This is a genomic window from Erythrobacter westpacificensis (assembly GCF_039542285.1).
Classification (GTDB): Bacteria; Pseudomonadota; Alphaproteobacteria; order Sphingomonadales; family Sphingomonadaceae; genus Alteraurantiacibacter; species Alteraurantiacibacter westpacificensis.
Map to the genome: position 1 here is coordinate 184303 of NZ_BAABHV010000001.1, position 14991 is coordinate 199293.

Below are 14991 nucleotides of genomic sequence, written 5' to 3' on the forward strand. Positions count from 1 at the left end.
ATCAGCCGCGCCAAGCCGCCGCCCGGCAACGGTTCGTCGTGCGGCTTTTTTGGACGAATCTTTTCGCCGCCGGGACTTTGTTCCAAGGGATTTCCGGCAGCGACAGGCAAGGCAAGGGTATGGCATCCACCACTGGCAATGCTGAAGCGACTCCGGAAGTGACCGGCGCAGTCGAAGACGGCGACGGCGTTCGTCGCCGCGATTTCATCAACATCGCTGCCGTTTCCGCGGCAGGCGTGGGCGGTCTCGCCGTGGTCTATCCGCTGGTCAGCCAGATGGCCCCGTCGGCAGACGTGCTGGCCGAGAGCACGACCGAGCTGGACATCTCCACGCTGGAGGCCGGCCAGTCGATCAAGGCCGTCTTCCGCAAGCAGCCTGTCTTCGTCCGTCACCTGACGCAGCGCGAGATCGACGAGGCCAACGCGGTCGACGTCTCCTCGCTGCGCGATCCGGCGACGCTGGACGAAATCACCCAGCCCGGCCACGGCAACATCCTCGTCGTGATGGGCGTGTGCACCCACCTCGGCTGCGTCCCGCTGGGCGCGCAGGAAGGCGAGAACAAGGGCGAGTTCGGCGGGTATTTCTGCCCGTGCCACGGTTCGCACTACGACACCGCCGCGCGCATCCGCAAAGGTCCGGCACCGACCAACCTGGCCGTGCCCGAGTATCAATTCACGTCCGACACGACCATCGTGATCGGCTGAGGCGAGAGAGAAGAACATGAGCTTTCCCTGGGCCAAGGAATACCAGCCGCAGAACGGCGTCACGAAGTTCCTCGACGAGAAGCTTCCGCTGCCGCGCCTCGTCTACAACGCCGTGGGCGCAGGCTATCCGGTGCCGCGCAACCTCTCCTACTTCTGGAATTTCGGCGTTCTTGCCGGGTTCTTCCTGGTGGTGCAGATCGTCACTGGCGTCGTGCTGGCCATGCACTATGCCGCCAACACGCAGGTTGCCTTCGCCTCTGTCGAGCACATCATGCGCGACGTGAACTGGGGCTGGCTGATGCGTTACACGCACGCCAACGGCGCCAGCTTCTTCTTCGTCGTCGTCTACATCCACATCTTCCGCGGCCTGTTCTACGCTTCGTACAAGCCGCCGCGTGAAATGATCTGGCTGCTGGGCGTCACCATCTTCCTGTTGATGATGGCCACCGCCTTCATGGGGTACGTGCTGCCGTGGGGCCAGATGAGCTTCTGGGGTGCGCAGGTTATCACCGGCCTGTTCGAGGCCATCCCGCTGGTCGGCCCGCCGCTGAAGACCTGGCTGCTGGGCGGCTTCGCGCCGGACAACGCCGCGCTGAACCGCTTCTTCTCGCTGCACTTCCTGCTGCCCTTCGTCATCCTGGGCTGCGTGATCCTGCACATCTGGGCGCTGCACATCCCGGGTTCCAGCAACCCGACCGGCGTCGAAGTGAAGAGCGAAAGCGACACGCTGCCGTTCCACCCCTATTACACCGCGAAGGACGGCTTCGGCCTGGGCGTGGCCCTGATTATCTTCATGGCATTCGTGTTCTTCCTGCCGAACCAGCTGGGCCACCCCGATAACTATATCGAGGCGAACCCGCTCTCTACGCCTGCGCACATCGTGCCCGAATGGTATTTCTACCCGTTCTACGCGATCCTGCGTGCGTTCACCTTCGACTTCATCCTGCCTGCGAAGCTGTGGGGCGTGCTCGCCATGTTCAGCTCGATCCTGGTGTGGTTCTTCCTGCCGTGGCTGGACAAGTCGCCGGTTCGCTCGGGCCACTACCGTCCGCTGTTCCGCAAGTTCTTCTGGTTCGGCCTGATCCCGGTCATGGCGGTGCTGTTCTACTGCGGCGGCGCTCCGGCTGAAGAGCCCTACGTGATGATCAGCCAGATCGCGACCGCCTACTACTTCCTGCACTTCCTGGTGATCCTGCCGATCATCTCCTCGATCGAACGGCCCGATCCGCTGCCGTTCTCCATCACCGAGGCCGTGCTGGGCTCCGACAAGAAGGCCGTGCTGGGCGAAAACGCCGAGCCCGCAGTCTGAAAAGCCGAGATTAAGGGAAAGACAAAAACATGATCCGCCTTGTTGGTATCCTGATCGGTCTTGGCTTCACCTTCGTGGTGCTGCTTGCCTTCGTCACCGGCGCCTACACCGCCGCGACCGAGGACGTCGCCCCGACCGCCGAGTACGTCTTCCACGAGGAGAGCCACGGCCCCGAAGCCGGCTATTCCTTCGATGGTCCTTTCGGAAAGTGGGACCTGGCCCAGCTGCAGCGCGGCTACCAGGTTTACAAGGAAGTGTGCGCCGCCTGCCACTCGCTGAATTACGTCGCCATCCGCGATCTCGAAGAGCTCGGCTATTCCGAAGCCCAGGTGAAGGCGGAAGCCGCCAGCTACATGGTGCCCGGCGTCAACCCCGACACCGGCGAAGCCGAGCTGCGCCAGGCGTTGCCGACCGACTACTTCCCCTCGCCCTATCCCAACGACGTAGCCGCGGCTGCTGCCAACGGCGGCAAGATTCCGCCCGACCTCTCGCTGATGACCAAGGCGCGTCACCATGGCAGCGACTACATGTACAACCTGCTGGTCGGGTATCAGGAACCGCCGGCCGAACTGGCCGAACAGTTCCCCGATTTCGCCATCCCCGCTGGCGGCTACTACAACCCGTACTTCGCCTCGCTCGTCATCGGCATGCCTCCGCCACTCACCACCGAAGGCCAGGTGACCTATGCCGACGGAACCGACGCCACGATCTCGCAGATGTCGCAGGACGTTTCGGCATTCCTGACCTGGACGGCAGAGCCCAAGCTGATCGAGCGCAAGGCGACCGGCTGGCCGGTGCTGGGCTTCCTGCTCTTCGCCACCATCCTCGCATGGCTCGCGAAGAAGCAGATCTGGGCGGCCGCCAAGCCGCGCCGTGAAGACTGAGCAGCCTTTTGACGGATCACGGTCCGGGACTGTCGCGCGACGAGCTCAAGCAGCTCGTGCGCACGGTCCCGGATTTTCCGTCTTCGGGCATCCAGTTCCGCGACATCACCACGCTCCTCGCTCACGGTGAGGGGCTTTCTGCATCCGTCGACATGCTGGCCGGAATGGCCGCCGACCTCGGCGCGACCAAGGTTGCCGGGATCGAGGCGCGCGGCTTCATCTTCGGCACGGCGCTCGCCCTGCGCCTGGGCGTGGGCTTCGTGCCCATCCGCAAGGCGGGCAAGCTGCCGGTTGAATGCATCGGCGAGGACTACGCGCTCGAATATGGCGAGGCTCGCGTCGAGCTTGACCCCTCGATCATCGGTTCTGATGACAAGGTGCTGGTGGTGGACGATCTCCTCGCCACGGGAGGCACCGCACTGGCTGCCGTTCGCCTTCTGCGCCGGGCGGGCGCGGAGGTTTCCCACGCGCTGTTCGTGATAGACCTCCCCGAACTTGGCGGGGCCGGGGCGTTGGCGGAAGAAGGCATCACGACACACGCACTCATCGATTTCGCCGGGCATTGAACAAACCCGCATGGGGCCGACCTTGGTCCCGGTGGGAAAGCTTTGTCGCCTCGCGCATTGTTGATCTGTAGACGGGGTATCAGGAAAGCAGGAGACGGATGGAAGAACAGGCGCTAGTCATCGCGCTCGTCGGTGTTCTTGGCATCGGTGCGCAATGGGTTGCCTGGCGAACAGGGTGGCCTGCCATCGTGCTGATGCTGGCGGCCGGTTTCCTTGCCGGACCCGTGCTGGGCATCATGGATCCGGAAAGCGCCTTCGGCGACCTGCTGGAGCCGATGATTTCCATCGGTGTGGCCCTGATCCTGTTCGAAGGCGGCCTGAGCCTCGATTTCCGTGAATTCCGCAAGTACGGCGGCGGCGTGTGGCGCCTCGTTGTCTTTGGCGTGCCGCTGGGATGGTTCTTCGGCTCGCTGGCGGGCTACTACGTCGCTGGCCTCGTCTGGCCCGTCGCCATCCTGTTCGCCGGTATTCTCGTCGTCACCGGCCCTACCGTCGTTATCCCCCTTCTGCGGCAGAGCGCGGTGCAGCAGCGGCCCGCTGCGCTCCTGAAGTGGGAAGCCATCGTCAACGATCCCTTCGGCGCGCTGTGCGCCGTGATCGCCTATGAATATTTCCGCAGCACCGCGACAGGAGGAGGCACCGCCTACGACGTGGTGCCCGAGATCGCCATTGCCGCGGGCATCTCCGGCCTCATCGGCTTTGCTGCGGCATATGTGATCGCGTGGAGCTTCCCGCGCGGACTGGTGCCCGAATTCCTCAAGGTGCCCGTCCTGCTTGTCGCCGTGGTCGGTACATTCGTGCTGTGCAACAAGATCGAGCATGAGGCGGGACTGCTGGCCGTAACCGTCATGGGGATCGCGCTTGCCAACATGCACGTCTCGTCGCTGCGATCCATCCACCCCTTCAAGCAGAACATCGCCGTGCTGCTGGTCTCGGGCATCTTCATCCTGCTCTCGGCAGGACTGGACATCGAACAGTTGCGGCAATTCGAATGGCAGTTCGGCCTGTTCCTGCTCGCCCTCCTGTTCCTCGTCCGTCCGGCCACGGTGCTGCTCAGCTTGCTGTTCTCCGACGTGCCCTGGAACGAGCGGCTGTTCCTGGCCTGGATTGCCCCGCGCGGCATCGTGCTGGTGGCCATCTGCGGTCTGTTCGCCCTCAGGCTGGAGGACCTTGGCTATGCCGACGGCACTATCCTCGTCGGCCTCAGCTTTGCCGTCGTCGTCACGACAATCGTGGCCCACGGCTTCACCGTCGATCTCGTCGCGCGCCTGCTGAAGGTGAAGGGTTTCTCGAGGCCCGGCATGCTGATCGTCGGCTGCACGCCGTGGACCGTGGCGCTGGCGAAACAGATGCACGACCTGGATACGCCAGTGATGATCGTCGATTCCAGCTGGCAGCGGCTGAAGCCCGCGCGGGCCGCCGGGCTGCCGACCTATCACGGCGAGATCCTGAACGAGGCGACCGAGCACAATATCGACCTCACGCCCTACCAGGCATTGATCGCTGCGACGGATAACGAGGCGTACAACACTCTCGTGTGCTCCGAATTCGCGCCGGAGATCGGGACGGACCGGGTCTACCAGCTCGGCGAGAGCGAGCCGGACGACGATCACCGCGCCATTCCCGCCAGCCTGCGTGGCCGTTCGCTGTTCCGCTCCGGCTTCGGCGTGGACGACGTGCAGCAACGGCAGAACGAGGGCTGGGTGTTCCGCCGCACCAAGCTCTCCGACAAGTTCAACGTGGACGATGCCCGCGAAACCCTGCCCGAGGCGACCAGCATGCTACTGCTGATCGAACCCGATGGCGAAATGCGCTTCTTCACCCACGCCTCCGCACCCGAACCGGAGCCGGGCGACACGATCATTTCCTACTCGCCGCCGCGCACCAAGACGCCCGAAGAGCAGGCCGCCAAGCGGGCTGGCAAAGGCGGCCAGAAGCCGAAACCCGCATGAGGATGCAGGACATGAAACCATTTCTTACATTGGCTGGCAGCCTGGCCCTGGCGCTGACGCTGTCGGCTTGCGAAATGCGCCGCGATGGCGAAGCGGAAGAACCCGTTCCGCAGGAAGGTGCCGAAGCGCCCGCCGGCACCGCGACTCCCACGCCTTCCCAGAGCGCATCCCCGGTAGCATCGATCATCCGCGACGCCGCCGCCCCCCTGGCAGAAGATATCGAACTGCCCGTGCAGCCGGTCGAACTGACGTTGCCGTTCCCGGACGGAACGGACATCAGCGCAGCCGTCGAACGCAGGCTCGCCGGGTTGATGGAACGCCGCGCAATCGAGGAGGACTGGCCGGTGATCCTCGCCGGACACACCGATTCGGGCGGTAACGACCAGGCCAACCTGCGCGCTTCGCGGGCGCGGGCAGAGGCCGTTGCGGCATGGCTGGTGGAGCGCGGCGTGGATGACGACCGGATCGAGGTGATCGCGTTCGGCGAACAGAACCCGATCGAACCCAACGCCCTGCCCGATGGAAGCCCCAATGAAGAAGGCCGCCGCGCCAACCGCAGGGTCGAGATTCGCATCGCTCCGCCTGAAGATGAGGCGTCCGAAACCGAGGACGAGAGCGCGACTGCCGATCAGGACGCTTGACGAAAGCCCCGCTCCGGTGGCAAGCGCGGCGAACGGAGCCAAGCGGGTATAGCTTAGTGGTAAAGCCCCAGCCTTCCAAGCTGGTTATGCGGGTTCGATTCCCGCTACCCGCTCCAGCTTCTTCCTTCACTTTCGCATCGCGCCACGCCTGATCCACCGTAGCGCGACTGCGCATTCACGGCTTGAACCGCCCGCCGCGAATATGGGTGAAACGTTTGCCGCTCTCGTCCAGCTCGTACCAGGCGATGGTCTCCACCTCGCGCACGTCGCCTTTCACTGTCGCGCCGAATTCGTAATCCGGCCAGTCAACCAGCGTGGTGAACGTGGTGCGGCAATACATGGCGACGTTGCGCGCCCCGATCAGGACGCCGCGCAACTCGATATGTTCGTCGAGGTGCGCACGCACCTGGCGATAGAAGGCGAGGATGTTCTCGCGCCCTTCTATCCGTTTGCGACTGCCCAGTTCGAACACGACGTCGTCTGCGTAAAAGCGCCCGAAGCCATCGAAATCGGCGCGGTTGAAAGCATCCACGTAAGCGCGGAAATCGTCTTCGGTCATGCTTATACCGCCTTGTTGTCGATAAGCCGGGTGCCGCCGATGCGCGCAGCGACGAACAGGCGGGCATTACCATTATCGCCGTCCAGCAAGGCGATGGAGTCGGCATCGCGCAATTCGGCGTAGTCCACGCTGGAAAATCCAGCGCCGAGCAATTCGTCCTCCAGCATGGCGAGCGTGGGCGCTGCCTCCTGTCCGTCGCGGATGCGGGCAATCGCCTCGTCCATCGCGCGCGGCAGGGTGGCCGCAGCAGCGCGTTGCTCGGGCGAGAGGTAGGCGTTGCGGCTGCTCATCGCCAGGCCATCGGGATCGCGCACGATGGGCACGCCGTGGATCGCGTCAACGTGCGGCTGCGTCAGGTCCAGGTCGCGCGCCATGCGGCGGATGACGGCGAGTTGCTGCCAGTCCTTCTCCCCGAACAGCGCCACATCGGGGCGCACCTGGTTGAACAGCTTGCACACCACCGTCGCCACGCCGTCGAAATGGCCGGGACGATCCGCCCCGCACAGCCCGTCGCTGACGCCCGACACGCTGATATTGGTGGCGTAGCCCTGCGGATACATCGCCTCCGGCCCCGGTGCCCACAGCAAGGCCACGCCTTCCGCCTTCAGCTTGGCGGAATCCTCTGCCAATTGGCGCGGATAGGCATCCAGGTCCTCGTTGGGGCCGAACTGGCGCGGGTTCACGAAGATGGAAACCGCCACGTGATCGGCCAGCCTGGCCGCCTCGCGCACCAGTGTCAGGTGTCCCTCGTGCAGCGCGCCCATCGTCGGGACGAGCGCCAGGGTGTCCCGTTTCGAGTCGCGCGCACGCAATTCATCCACAGCTTGGCGCAGGTGGGGCAGGGTGGTGACTGTTTGCATGGGCGCGAGGCTCCGGTAGACTGGTGTCCACTGGCCTAGCGTCACTCGCCATATGGAGAAAGCCCGCTCGTGACTGCCCCGCATCGTATCGTCTTCGCCAACGAAAAGGGCGGCACCGGGAAAAGCACCACCGCCGTGCACGTTGCCGTGGCGCTCGCCTACCAGGGGGCGAAAGTCGCCGCGCTCGATCTCGACGTGCGCCAGCGCACCTTCTACCGCTATTGCGAGAACCGCGCCGAAACCCAGCGCCGCCGCGACGTGGCCCTGCCGGGCCCGGTGTTCGACGTGTGCCACGGCGACAGCGTGGAGGCGCTGGAGGCAGAGGCCGCGCGCATCGGCGAGGGGATGGATTTCCTTCTGTTCGACACGCCCGGCCGTGACGACCCCTTCGCCCGCCACGTGGCCGCCAGCGCCGATACGCTGGTGACGCCGATGAACGACAGCTTCGTCGATTTCGACCTGATCGGACAGGTGGAGGCGGAGAGTTTCAAGGTCCGCAAGCTGAGCTTCTACGCCGAACTGATCTGGGAAGCGCGCATCAAGCGCAGCCGCGCCACGATCGAGCAGCAGAAGCGCGAGATGGACTGGGTCGTCGTACGCAACCGCACCGGCTACACCGACGCGCGCAACCAGCGCCGCATCGACGAGGCACTGACAGAGCTGTCCAAGCGCGTGGGCTTCCGCGCGGTGCAGGGCCTCTCGGAACGCGTGATCTACCGCGAACTGTTCCCCTCGGGCCTCACGCTGCTGGACAAGGGGCACCTGGGTGAGCTGGGCACCAGCCACCTCGTCGCGCGGCAGGAACTGCGCAACCTGATCGGCAACCTCAACCTGCGCGTGCCCGAACGCGAGGATGCGCCGAGCAAGCCGGTGACGACCCCCGTGGCCGAGCCCGCCTGATCCGTCATGGGCAAGGTCATCGTCATCATCGGGGCGGTGATCCTGCTCTATTATTTCCTGTTCAAGCGCTGGCCGTGGCAGCCGAAGGTGTCTGCCCACGATCAGGCGATGGAAAATGCGCGCAAGGTGCTGGGCGTCTCCCGATTTGCCAGCAGAACTGACATAATTGCCGCGCATAAGCGGCTTGTCGCGATGGTCCACCCTGACCGGGGCGGCACCAGCGCACAGGTGCACGAGGCGAATGCCGCGCGTGACCTGTTGCTGGCGCAATTGCCTGACGACAGACAATAACCGCTGCGCTAGGTTCTCCGGAACCCCAAGGAGCTGTAATGACACACACTTTCGATCCCACCGTGCTGCGCGAATACGACATTCGCGGCATCATCGGGGAAACGCTGGGCGCCGACGATGCGCGGGCCATCGGGCGCGGGTTCGGTACGCTGCTGCGCCGCGACCTGGGAGAGGGCGAGGACGCGCCGATGGTGGCCGTCGGCTACGATGGCCGCGTCAGTTCACCGATGCTGGAACATGCTCTGGTGGAAGGCCTTACCTCCAGTGGCTGCAACGTGCGGCGGATCGGCATGGGACCGACGCCGATGCTCTATTACGCGGAAGCCTCAGCCGAAGATGTACAGGGCGGCATTCAGATAACTGGCAGCCACAATCCCGCCAATTACAATGGCTTCAAGATGGTATTTCGGGGAAGGCCGTTCTTCGGCGCCGATATCGCCCGGCTTGGGGAACTTGGCACCGGGGGCGACTGGCTGGACGGTGCGGGGCGCGTCGAGAGCGTCGACATCCTGGAAGAGTATGTCGAGCGTCTCCTGGCTGCACTCGCGGGGGTGGACACGGCCTCGTTGGCGAGCCTGAAAGTCGGCTGGGACGCCGGCAACGGCGCGGCCGGGCCTGCGCTGGAACTCCTCGCGCAGCGCCTTCCGGGAGAGCACCACCTGCTGTTCACTGACGTCGACGGTAATTTTCCCAATCATCATCCTGATCCCACTGTCGAGGCCAACCTTGCCGACCTCGCGAAGCTTGTCGCCGAGAAGAACCTCGACTTCGGAGTGGCATTCGACGGCGACGGCGACCGGATCGGCGCGATCGACGGCGAAGGCCGGATCATCTGGGGGGATCAACTACTGATGATTTACGCCGAGGACCTCCTCGGAAGACTACCTAGCGCCACGATTATCGCCGATGTAAAGGCCAGCCGCGCGCTGTTCGAGGCCGTGGAAAGGCACGGCGGGAAGCCGCTGATGTGGAAGACCGGGCACTCTCTGATTAAGTCCAAAATGAAAGAAATTTCCTCGCCGCTGGCGGGTGAAATGAGCGGACACGTGTTTTTTGCCGACGATTACTACGGCTTCGACGATGCGCTTTATGCCGGCGTGCGCCTGATCGCAGCAGCGGCAAGGCTGGGCAAGTCGGTGACGCAGCTGCGCGGCGATATGCCGGCCATGCTCAACACGCCCGAATTGCGTTTCCAGGTGGACGAGAGCCGCAAGTTCGCCGCCATCGGCGAGATCGCCGATCGCATTGCCGCCAGCGACGCGGTGGCCGACACCACCGACGGCGTGCGCGTGACCACCGATGACGGCTGGTGGCTGCTGCGCGCCTCCAACACGCAGGACGTGCTGGTCGCCCGCGCCGAGAGCGACAGCGAGGCAGGACTGGAGCGGCTGCTCAGGCAGATCGACGAGCAACTGGCGCTGAGCGGCCTCGAACGCGGCGAGAGCGTGGGGCACTGAGGAAGGAGATGACAGGTATGGTTCGCAAGTCTCTGATCGCGCTTTGCGGCGCTGCCACCATCGCCCTGATGCCTGCCTCCGCCACGGCGCAGCAGGAGCCGGGAGCTGACGAATTTGCCGCCTTTGCCGCCATGTTCGAAGTCGAACCGCTGACGCAGGAGCAGGAGGCCCGCCTGCCGCTCGCCTCACAGATCGTCGCCAGGGTGATGCCCGAAGGCGCGGTGATGGAAGTGATGGGTTCCACCTTCGACAGGATGCTTGGCCCGATCATGGAAATGGCCAATGCCGACACGGGCGCCGCCATGTTTGGCGCGCTTGGCTATTCCGCCGAGGAACTGGCCGTGGACGATGAAGCAAGCGAAGAGATACTCGCCATTGTCGATCCCGCGTGGCGCGAGCGTAACGAGGTTTCGGCCACGATAACGCAGACGATGATGACCGAGATGATGACCGCGATGGAGCCGCTGATGCGCGATGTGATGGCAGAGCTTTACGCGATCCATTTCGACGAGACCGAACTTGCCGATATCGACGCGTTCTTCTCCACCCCCAGCGGCCTTCGCTTTGCGCGCCAGTCCTACGCCATGGCAGGCGATCCCAGGATCATGTCGGTCATGTTCTCCAACCCCGAAGTGGTGTTCGGCGCGATTGGCGAAATGCCCGCCAAGATGGAGCAGGCGCTGGCCGATGTTCCCGCGGCTCGCGGTTTCGACGAACTCTCGTCGGACGAACAGGCGCGGGTGATGGCGCTGACGGGCCTCTCCAAGGCCGAACTGCGCGACGGCATGGCCGCTGCCCCCCAGATGCACGAAGGAGGTATGTAGCAGCGAAACGTATCGCCGGCGCGAGCGATTGTCTGGGGCCCGTCGTTCCCCGACGCAGCCCTCGATGGCTCTTGAACAAAGAGAGTTCCCGCGAATACAGTGCCTTGTGCCTGCGGCTCGACAAGCGATGAAAATAAGTCATACTTTCGCCAGTTCCGGGGGGAATCGATGGCGACAACAGCACCCGCAGGCTTCAGCCTCGTATTGACTGAGAACAAGCTGCTACGGCTGCTAACTCTCCTGCTGTTTTACTTTACGCAGGGCTTTCCCGTCGGACTGTTTTTTTATGCCGTGCCGACCTGGATGGCCGCGAACGGCAGCGGAACGGCGGAGATTGCTTCGGTCGTCGGCATCTCGGCGCTTCCCTGGTCGCTCAAGATTATCAATGGCTTCCTCATCGATCGCTACACCTTTCTGCCGATGGGCAGGCGGCGCGTGTGGATCATCGGAGCGCAAGGCTGCATCGTCCTCGCCTTGCTGGCAGGCGCGGTGGCCTATCCGGAGGCGAGCGATGTCATGCTGCTCTCGGTCCTGGGCTTTGCCGCCAATGCCGCGGTCACGTTCCAGGACGTGGGGATAGACAGCCTCGCCGTAGACATCATGCCGGAGGAGGAGCGGGCCCACGCAGGCGGCGTGATGGGCGGTGCGCAGTTGATCGGTATTGCCGCGACTACGGCAGTGGGCGGCTGGCTGCTTGCCAGCTACGGCATCGCCGTGTGCCTGACGATCGCAGGCATCGTGCCGGGCCTGGTGATGCTTTACGGCGTGGTCATCCGCGAACGCCCGGGAGAGCGCCAACTGCCGTGGACCAGCGGGACAAGCCATCCGCGCAATCTCGACATCCAGGTGGAGGCGTGGTGGCCGCTGCTGAAGAACTCATTTCGCGCCATCGTCATGCCGATCAGCCTGCTGTTCGTGCCGCTGATCCTGGCGCGTGCCGTTCCGTGGGGCGGGTTCGAGGCTTTCCATCCGGTGCTGTTCCAGGAAACCGGCGGCTGGGAACTGACCGAGTACACCAGCTTCATCTCCACCATGGGCTTCATCGCGGGGGTCCTGGGCCTCGTGGCGGGCGGCTGGCTGGTCGAGAAGATCGGGGCGCAGCGGACTGTCGTCTACTGCCTGCTGGTGGGCATGGTGGCCATGACGGCGATGGGCTTTGCGCAAGACCACTGGTCGGATTCGCGCGTGCTTGTCGGCTTCATGGTGGCGATGGAGCTGATGCAGATCTTCTACTTCATCGCCGGCATCACGATGGCCATGCGGCTGTGCAGCCCCGCCGTCGCGGCAACGCAGTTCACCATCTACATGGCGAGCGGGAATTTCGGCCGCCCGATGGGCGCGTGGCTGGCGGCGGAGACCGCGGGGGCAGGCAATCCGCAATGGTTCTACTGGTCGCTGGCGGCAACCTGGGCGGTGGTTCTGGTGATCGCTGTGCTGGTGACGTTCCCGGGAGAGAACCGCGCGCAGCACGAAGTGGCGGAAGGACTGCCGCAGGGTGAGGGACCTGCCCCTCGCGTGAATTAGGCGCGCGTCAACTGGCCGGTTGACGGAACCGGGGCGAAGGGCGAACGCTTTTCCCTGCAGTGACAGACGCGGCCATCCCCCATGAAATCAGCGAATGGTTCGCCAGCCGCGACTGGCGCGTGCGGCGGCACCAGGCGGACATGCTGGCCGCAGCCGACGCGGGCAAGCACGCGATGCTGGTGGCCGATACCGGCGCGGGAAAGACGCTGGCAGGCTTCCTGCCGACGCTTGCCGACTTCTGCCCCTCGCGCATCGGCGATGGAATGCCCCCCGAGGGCCTGCATACGCTTTACGTCTCGCCGCTGAAGGCGCTGGCGCACGACGTGCAGCGCAACCTCGTCATGCCGGTGGAGGAGATGGGCCTCGATGTGCGGATCGAGACGCGCAGCGGAGACACGCCTTCCGATCGCAAGAAACGCCAGCGCACCCGCCCGCCCAATGTCCTGCTGACCACGCCCGAAAGCCTCTCGCTGCTGCTCAGCTACGAGGACAGCTTCACCCTGTTCGCGGGGCTGAAACGCGTGGTGGTGGACGAGATCCACGCCTTCGCCACGCAGAAGCGCGGCGACCTGCTGGCGCTGGCGCTCTCCCGCCTTCAGGCAATAGCGCCGGACATGCAGCGTGCGGCCCTTTCCGCCACCGTGGCCGATCCCGAGGGCTACCGCGCGTGGATCGCCCCTTGGGGTGACATTGACTCCGTGGAGCTTGTGCAAGGCGAAAAAGGCGCGGAGCCGCAGGTGGAAATTCTGCTGCCCGAGGAAGAGCGCGTGCCGTGGGGCGGCCACGCGGCCACGTGGTCCATCCCCCAGCTTTACGAGCGCATTCGCGCCAACAACACCACGCTGGTCTTCACCAACACCCGCTTCCTGGCCGAGTACATCTTCCAGAACCTGTGGGACGCGAACGAGGACAACCTGCCCATCGGTATCCACCACGGCAGCCTTTCGAAAGAGGCGCGGCGAAAGGTGGAAGGGGCCATGGCGCGCGGCGAACTGCGCGCACTGGTGTGTACCGCCAGCCTCGATCTCGGCGTCGACTGGGGCGATATCGACATGGTCGTGCAGATGGGCGCGCCGAAGGGATCCAGCCGTCTCCTCCAGCGCATAGGCCGCGCCAACCACCGGCTCGACCAGCCCAGCCGCGCGCTGCTGGTGCCGGGCAACCGGTTCGAATTCCTCGAGGCGACCGCCGCCATGCAGGCGGTGGACGAAGGCCAGCGCGACGGGGAGGACTTTCGCCCCGGCGGACTCGACGTGCTGGCCCAGCACGTGATGGCCTGCGCCTGCGCCGCCCCGTTCCGGGAGGACGAACTGCTGAACGAGGTCCGCTCCTGCTGGCCCTATGCCATGATCGATGCGGAGCAGTTCGGCCGGGTTCTCGAATTCGTGGCGACGGGGGGATACGCGCTCAAGGCCTACGACAAGTTCAAGCGGATCACGCGCGACAGGGACGGCGTCTGGCGGCTCACCCATCCCGAGCAGGCGTACCGCCACCGCATGAACGCCGGGATCATAGTCGATTCCGAAATGCTCGAAGTGCGCTTTCGCAATGGCCGCTCGCTGGGCAAGGTGGAGGAACGCTTCGCCGCCTCGCTCCGCCCCGGCGACACCTTCCAGTTCGGCGGCGTGAACGTGGAAGTGGAGCAGTTGAAGGACATGGAGCTGATCGTGCGCGGCAGTTCGAAATCCGCAATGATCCCCAGCTATGGCGGTCTGCGCCTGCCGCTCACCACCCACCTTGCGGACAGGGTGCGCGCGCTGCTGGTGGATAGGGCGGGCTGGGCCCGCTTCCCCGACGACGTGCGCGAATGGCTGGAAGTACAGGACTGGCGCAGCCATCTGCCGGGACCGGACAACCTGCTGGTGGAAAGCTTTCCCCACGCGAAGCGGCACTACACCGTCTACTACACCTTCACCGGCTGGAACGCGAACCAGTCGCTCGGCATGCTGATTACGGCGCGGATGGAGGCGATGGGCCTGATGCCGGGCGGCTTCGTGGCGAACGACTATTCGCTGGCGGTCTGGGGCCTGAAGCCGGTCGAAGACCCGCGCCCGCTGCTCTCGCCCGATATCCTGACCGAGGAATTCATCGACTGGGTGCAGGATTCGCACCTGCTGCGCCGCGCTTTCCGCGAAGTGGCGGTGATCGGCGGGCTGGTGGAGCGCCAGCACCCCGGCAAGCGCAAGAGCGGGCGGCAGGTGACTTTCAGCACCGACCTGATCTACGACGTGCTGCGCAAGTACGAGCCCGACCACGTGCTGATCGAGGCCGCATGGGCCGACGCCCGCGCGCGCATGACCGACATCGGCCGCCTCGGCGACCTGCTCGATACCGCGGCCGAACGACTGGACCACGTGAAGCTCGACCGCGTCAGCCCGCTCGCCGTGCCGGTCATGGTGATGATCGGGCGCGAAAGCGTGCCGCAGGGCGCGCAGGACGACGAATTGCTGCTGGAGGCGGAGACGCTGGCGGGCGCGGCGATGCGGGCGGATGGTTTCCCGGAGGGGCTGGAGGATTAGG

Annotated in this window: 14 protein-coding genes and 1 tRNA gene; 13 read left to right on the top strand and 2 right to left on the bottom strand. The window is 64.9% G+C overall.

Translation table 11 applies throughout. From position 1 onward, the window contains the following. Positions 1-119 precede the first annotated feature (119 nt). The 7 genes from petA (at position 120) to ABFX23_RS01015 (ending at position 6172) form a co-directional block, all read left to right on the top strand. Positions 120-704 (top strand): ubiquinol-cytochrome c reductase iron-sulfur subunit, encoded by a 585-nt coding sequence (gene petA / locus ABFX23_RS00985; protein ID WP_346031273.1) that lies wholly within the window; start codon positions 120-122, stop codon positions 702-704. 16 nt (positions 705-720) lie between these two features. After that, entirely contained in the window at positions 721-2013 is a 1293-nt protein-coding gene (locus tag ABFX23_RS00990; RefSeq protein WP_346031274.1) for a cytochrome b, read from the top strand. A 29-nt stretch (positions 2014-2042) separates the two neighbouring features. After that, on the top strand, positions 2043-2897 hold the full coding sequence (locus tag ABFX23_RS00995) for a cytochrome c1 (protein WP_346031275.1): 855 nt from the start codon (positions 2043-2045) through the stop codon (positions 2895-2897). Between the two features lie 29 nt (positions 2898-2926). Further along, positions 2927-3463 carry an adenine phosphoribosyltransferase gene (locus tag ABFX23_RS01000; RefSeq protein ID WP_346031475.1) on the top strand — a complete coding sequence of 179 codons (537 nt, stop codon included), beginning with the start codon at positions 2927-2929 and terminating at the stop codon, positions 3461-3463. Between the two features lie 98 nt (positions 3464-3561). Then, positions 3562-5415 (top strand): cation:proton antiporter, encoded by a 1854-nt coding sequence (locus ABFX23_RS01005; RefSeq protein WP_346031276.1) that lies wholly within the window; start codon positions 3562-3564, stop codon positions 5413-5415. Between the two features lie 11 nt (positions 5416-5426). Next, positions 5427-6056 carry an OmpA family protein gene (locus ABFX23_RS01010; RefSeq protein WP_346031277.1) on the top strand — a complete coding sequence of 210 codons (630 nt, stop codon included), beginning with the start codon at positions 5427-5429 and terminating at the stop codon, positions 6054-6056. Between the two features lie 42 nt (positions 6057-6098). Further along, positions 6099-6172, top strand: a tRNA-Gly gene (locus ABFX23_RS01015). A gap of 59 nt (positions 6173-6231) precedes the next feature. On the opposite strand, the gene ABFX23_RS01020 is transcribed toward ABFX23_RS01015, so the two are convergent. Further along, the gene (locus ABFX23_RS01020; RefSeq protein ID WP_346031278.1) at positions 6232-6615 is read right to left on the bottom strand and encodes a nuclear transport factor 2 family protein; all 384 of its coding nucleotides are present in this window, start codon (positions 6613-6615) and stop codon (positions 6232-6234) included. 2 nt (positions 6616-6617) lie between these two features. Beyond that, on the bottom strand, positions 6618-7475 hold the full coding sequence (gene panC / locus ABFX23_RS01025; RefSeq protein WP_346031279.1) for a pantoate--beta-alanine ligase: 858 nt from the start codon (positions 7473-7475) through the stop codon (positions 6618-6620). A gap of 69 nt (positions 7476-7544) precedes the next feature. Here panC and ABFX23_RS01030 point away from each other — a divergent pair, with 69 nt between their 5' ends. The 6 genes from ABFX23_RS01030 to ABFX23_RS01055 all read left to right on the top strand — a co-directional run bounded on the left by ABFX23_RS01030 (position 7545) and on the right by ABFX23_RS01055 (position 14990). Next, on the top strand, positions 7545-8375 hold the full coding sequence (locus ABFX23_RS01030) for a division plane positioning ATPase MipZ (protein ID WP_346031280.1): 831 nt from the start codon (positions 7545-7547) through the stop codon (positions 8373-8375). 6 nt (positions 8376-8381) lie between these two features. Continuing rightward, the gene (locus ABFX23_RS01035) at positions 8382-8666 is read left to right on the top strand and encodes a J domain-containing protein (RefSeq protein WP_346031281.1); all 285 of its coding nucleotides are present in this window, start codon (positions 8382-8384) and stop codon (positions 8664-8666) included. Positions 8667-8704: 38 nt separating this feature from the next. Then, a complete protein-coding gene (gene pgmG, locus ABFX23_RS01040) occupies positions 8705-10123 on the top strand; it encodes a phosphoglucomutase/phosphomannomutase PgmG (protein ID WP_346031282.1) in 1419 nt (472 codons plus the stop codon). 17 nt (positions 10124-10140) lie between these two features. Then, positions 10141-10947 (top strand): DUF2059 domain-containing protein, encoded by an 807-nt coding sequence (locus tag ABFX23_RS01045; RefSeq protein ID WP_346031283.1) that lies wholly within the window; start codon positions 10141-10143, stop codon positions 10945-10947. 168 nt (positions 10948-11115) lie between these two features. Beyond that, complete coding sequence (locus ABFX23_RS01050) at positions 11116-12471, top strand: MFS transporter (RefSeq protein ID WP_346031284.1); 1356 nt, start codon at positions 11116-11118, stop codon at positions 12469-12471. Between the two features lie 59 nt (positions 12472-12530). Continuing rightward, positions 12531-14990, top strand: a complete 2460-nt coding sequence (locus ABFX23_RS01055) for a ligase-associated DNA damage response DEXH box helicase (protein ID WP_346031285.1) — start codon at positions 12531-12533, stop codon at positions 14988-14990. The last annotated feature ends 1 nt before the right edge of the window (position 14991 follow it).

Coding starts and splice junctions, on each gene's coding strand:
- petA (WP_346031273.1), top strand. CDS start 120: ATGGCATCCACCACTGGCAATGCTGAAGCGACTCCGGAAGTGACCGGC.
- ABFX23_RS00990 (WP_346031274.1), top strand. CDS start 721: ATGAGCTTTCCCTGGGCCAAGGAATACCAGCCGCAGAACGGCGTCACG.
- ABFX23_RS00995 (WP_346031275.1), top strand. CDS start 2,043: ATGATCCGCCTTGTTGGTATCCTGATCGGTCTTGGCTTCACCTTCGTG.
- ABFX23_RS01005 (WP_346031276.1), top strand. CDS start 3,562: ATGGAAGAACAGGCGCTAGTCATCGCGCTCGTCGGTGTTCTTGGCATC.
- ABFX23_RS01010 (WP_346031277.1), top strand. CDS start 5,427: ATGAAACCATTTCTTACATTGGCTGGCAGCCTGGCCCTGGCGCTGACG.
- ABFX23_RS01020 (WP_346031278.1), bottom strand. CDS start 6,615: ATGACCGAAGACGATTTCCGCGCTTACGTGGATGCTTTCAACCGCGCC.
- panC (WP_346031279.1), bottom strand. CDS start 7,475: ATGCAAACAGTCACCACCCTGCCCCACCTGCGCCAAGCTGTGGATGAA.
- ABFX23_RS01035 (WP_346031281.1), top strand. CDS start 8,382: ATGGGCAAGGTCATCGTCATCATCGGGGCGGTGATCCTGCTCTATTAT.
- pgmG (WP_346031282.1), top strand. CDS start 8,705: ATGACACACACTTTCGATCCCACCGTGCTGCGCGAATACGACATTCGC.
- ABFX23_RS01045 (WP_346031283.1), top strand. CDS start 10,141: ATGGTTCGCAAGTCTCTGATCGCGCTTTGCGGCGCTGCCACCATCGCC.
- ABFX23_RS01050 (WP_346031284.1), top strand. CDS start 11,116: ATGGCGACAACAGCACCCGCAGGCTTCAGCCTCGTATTGACTGAGAAC.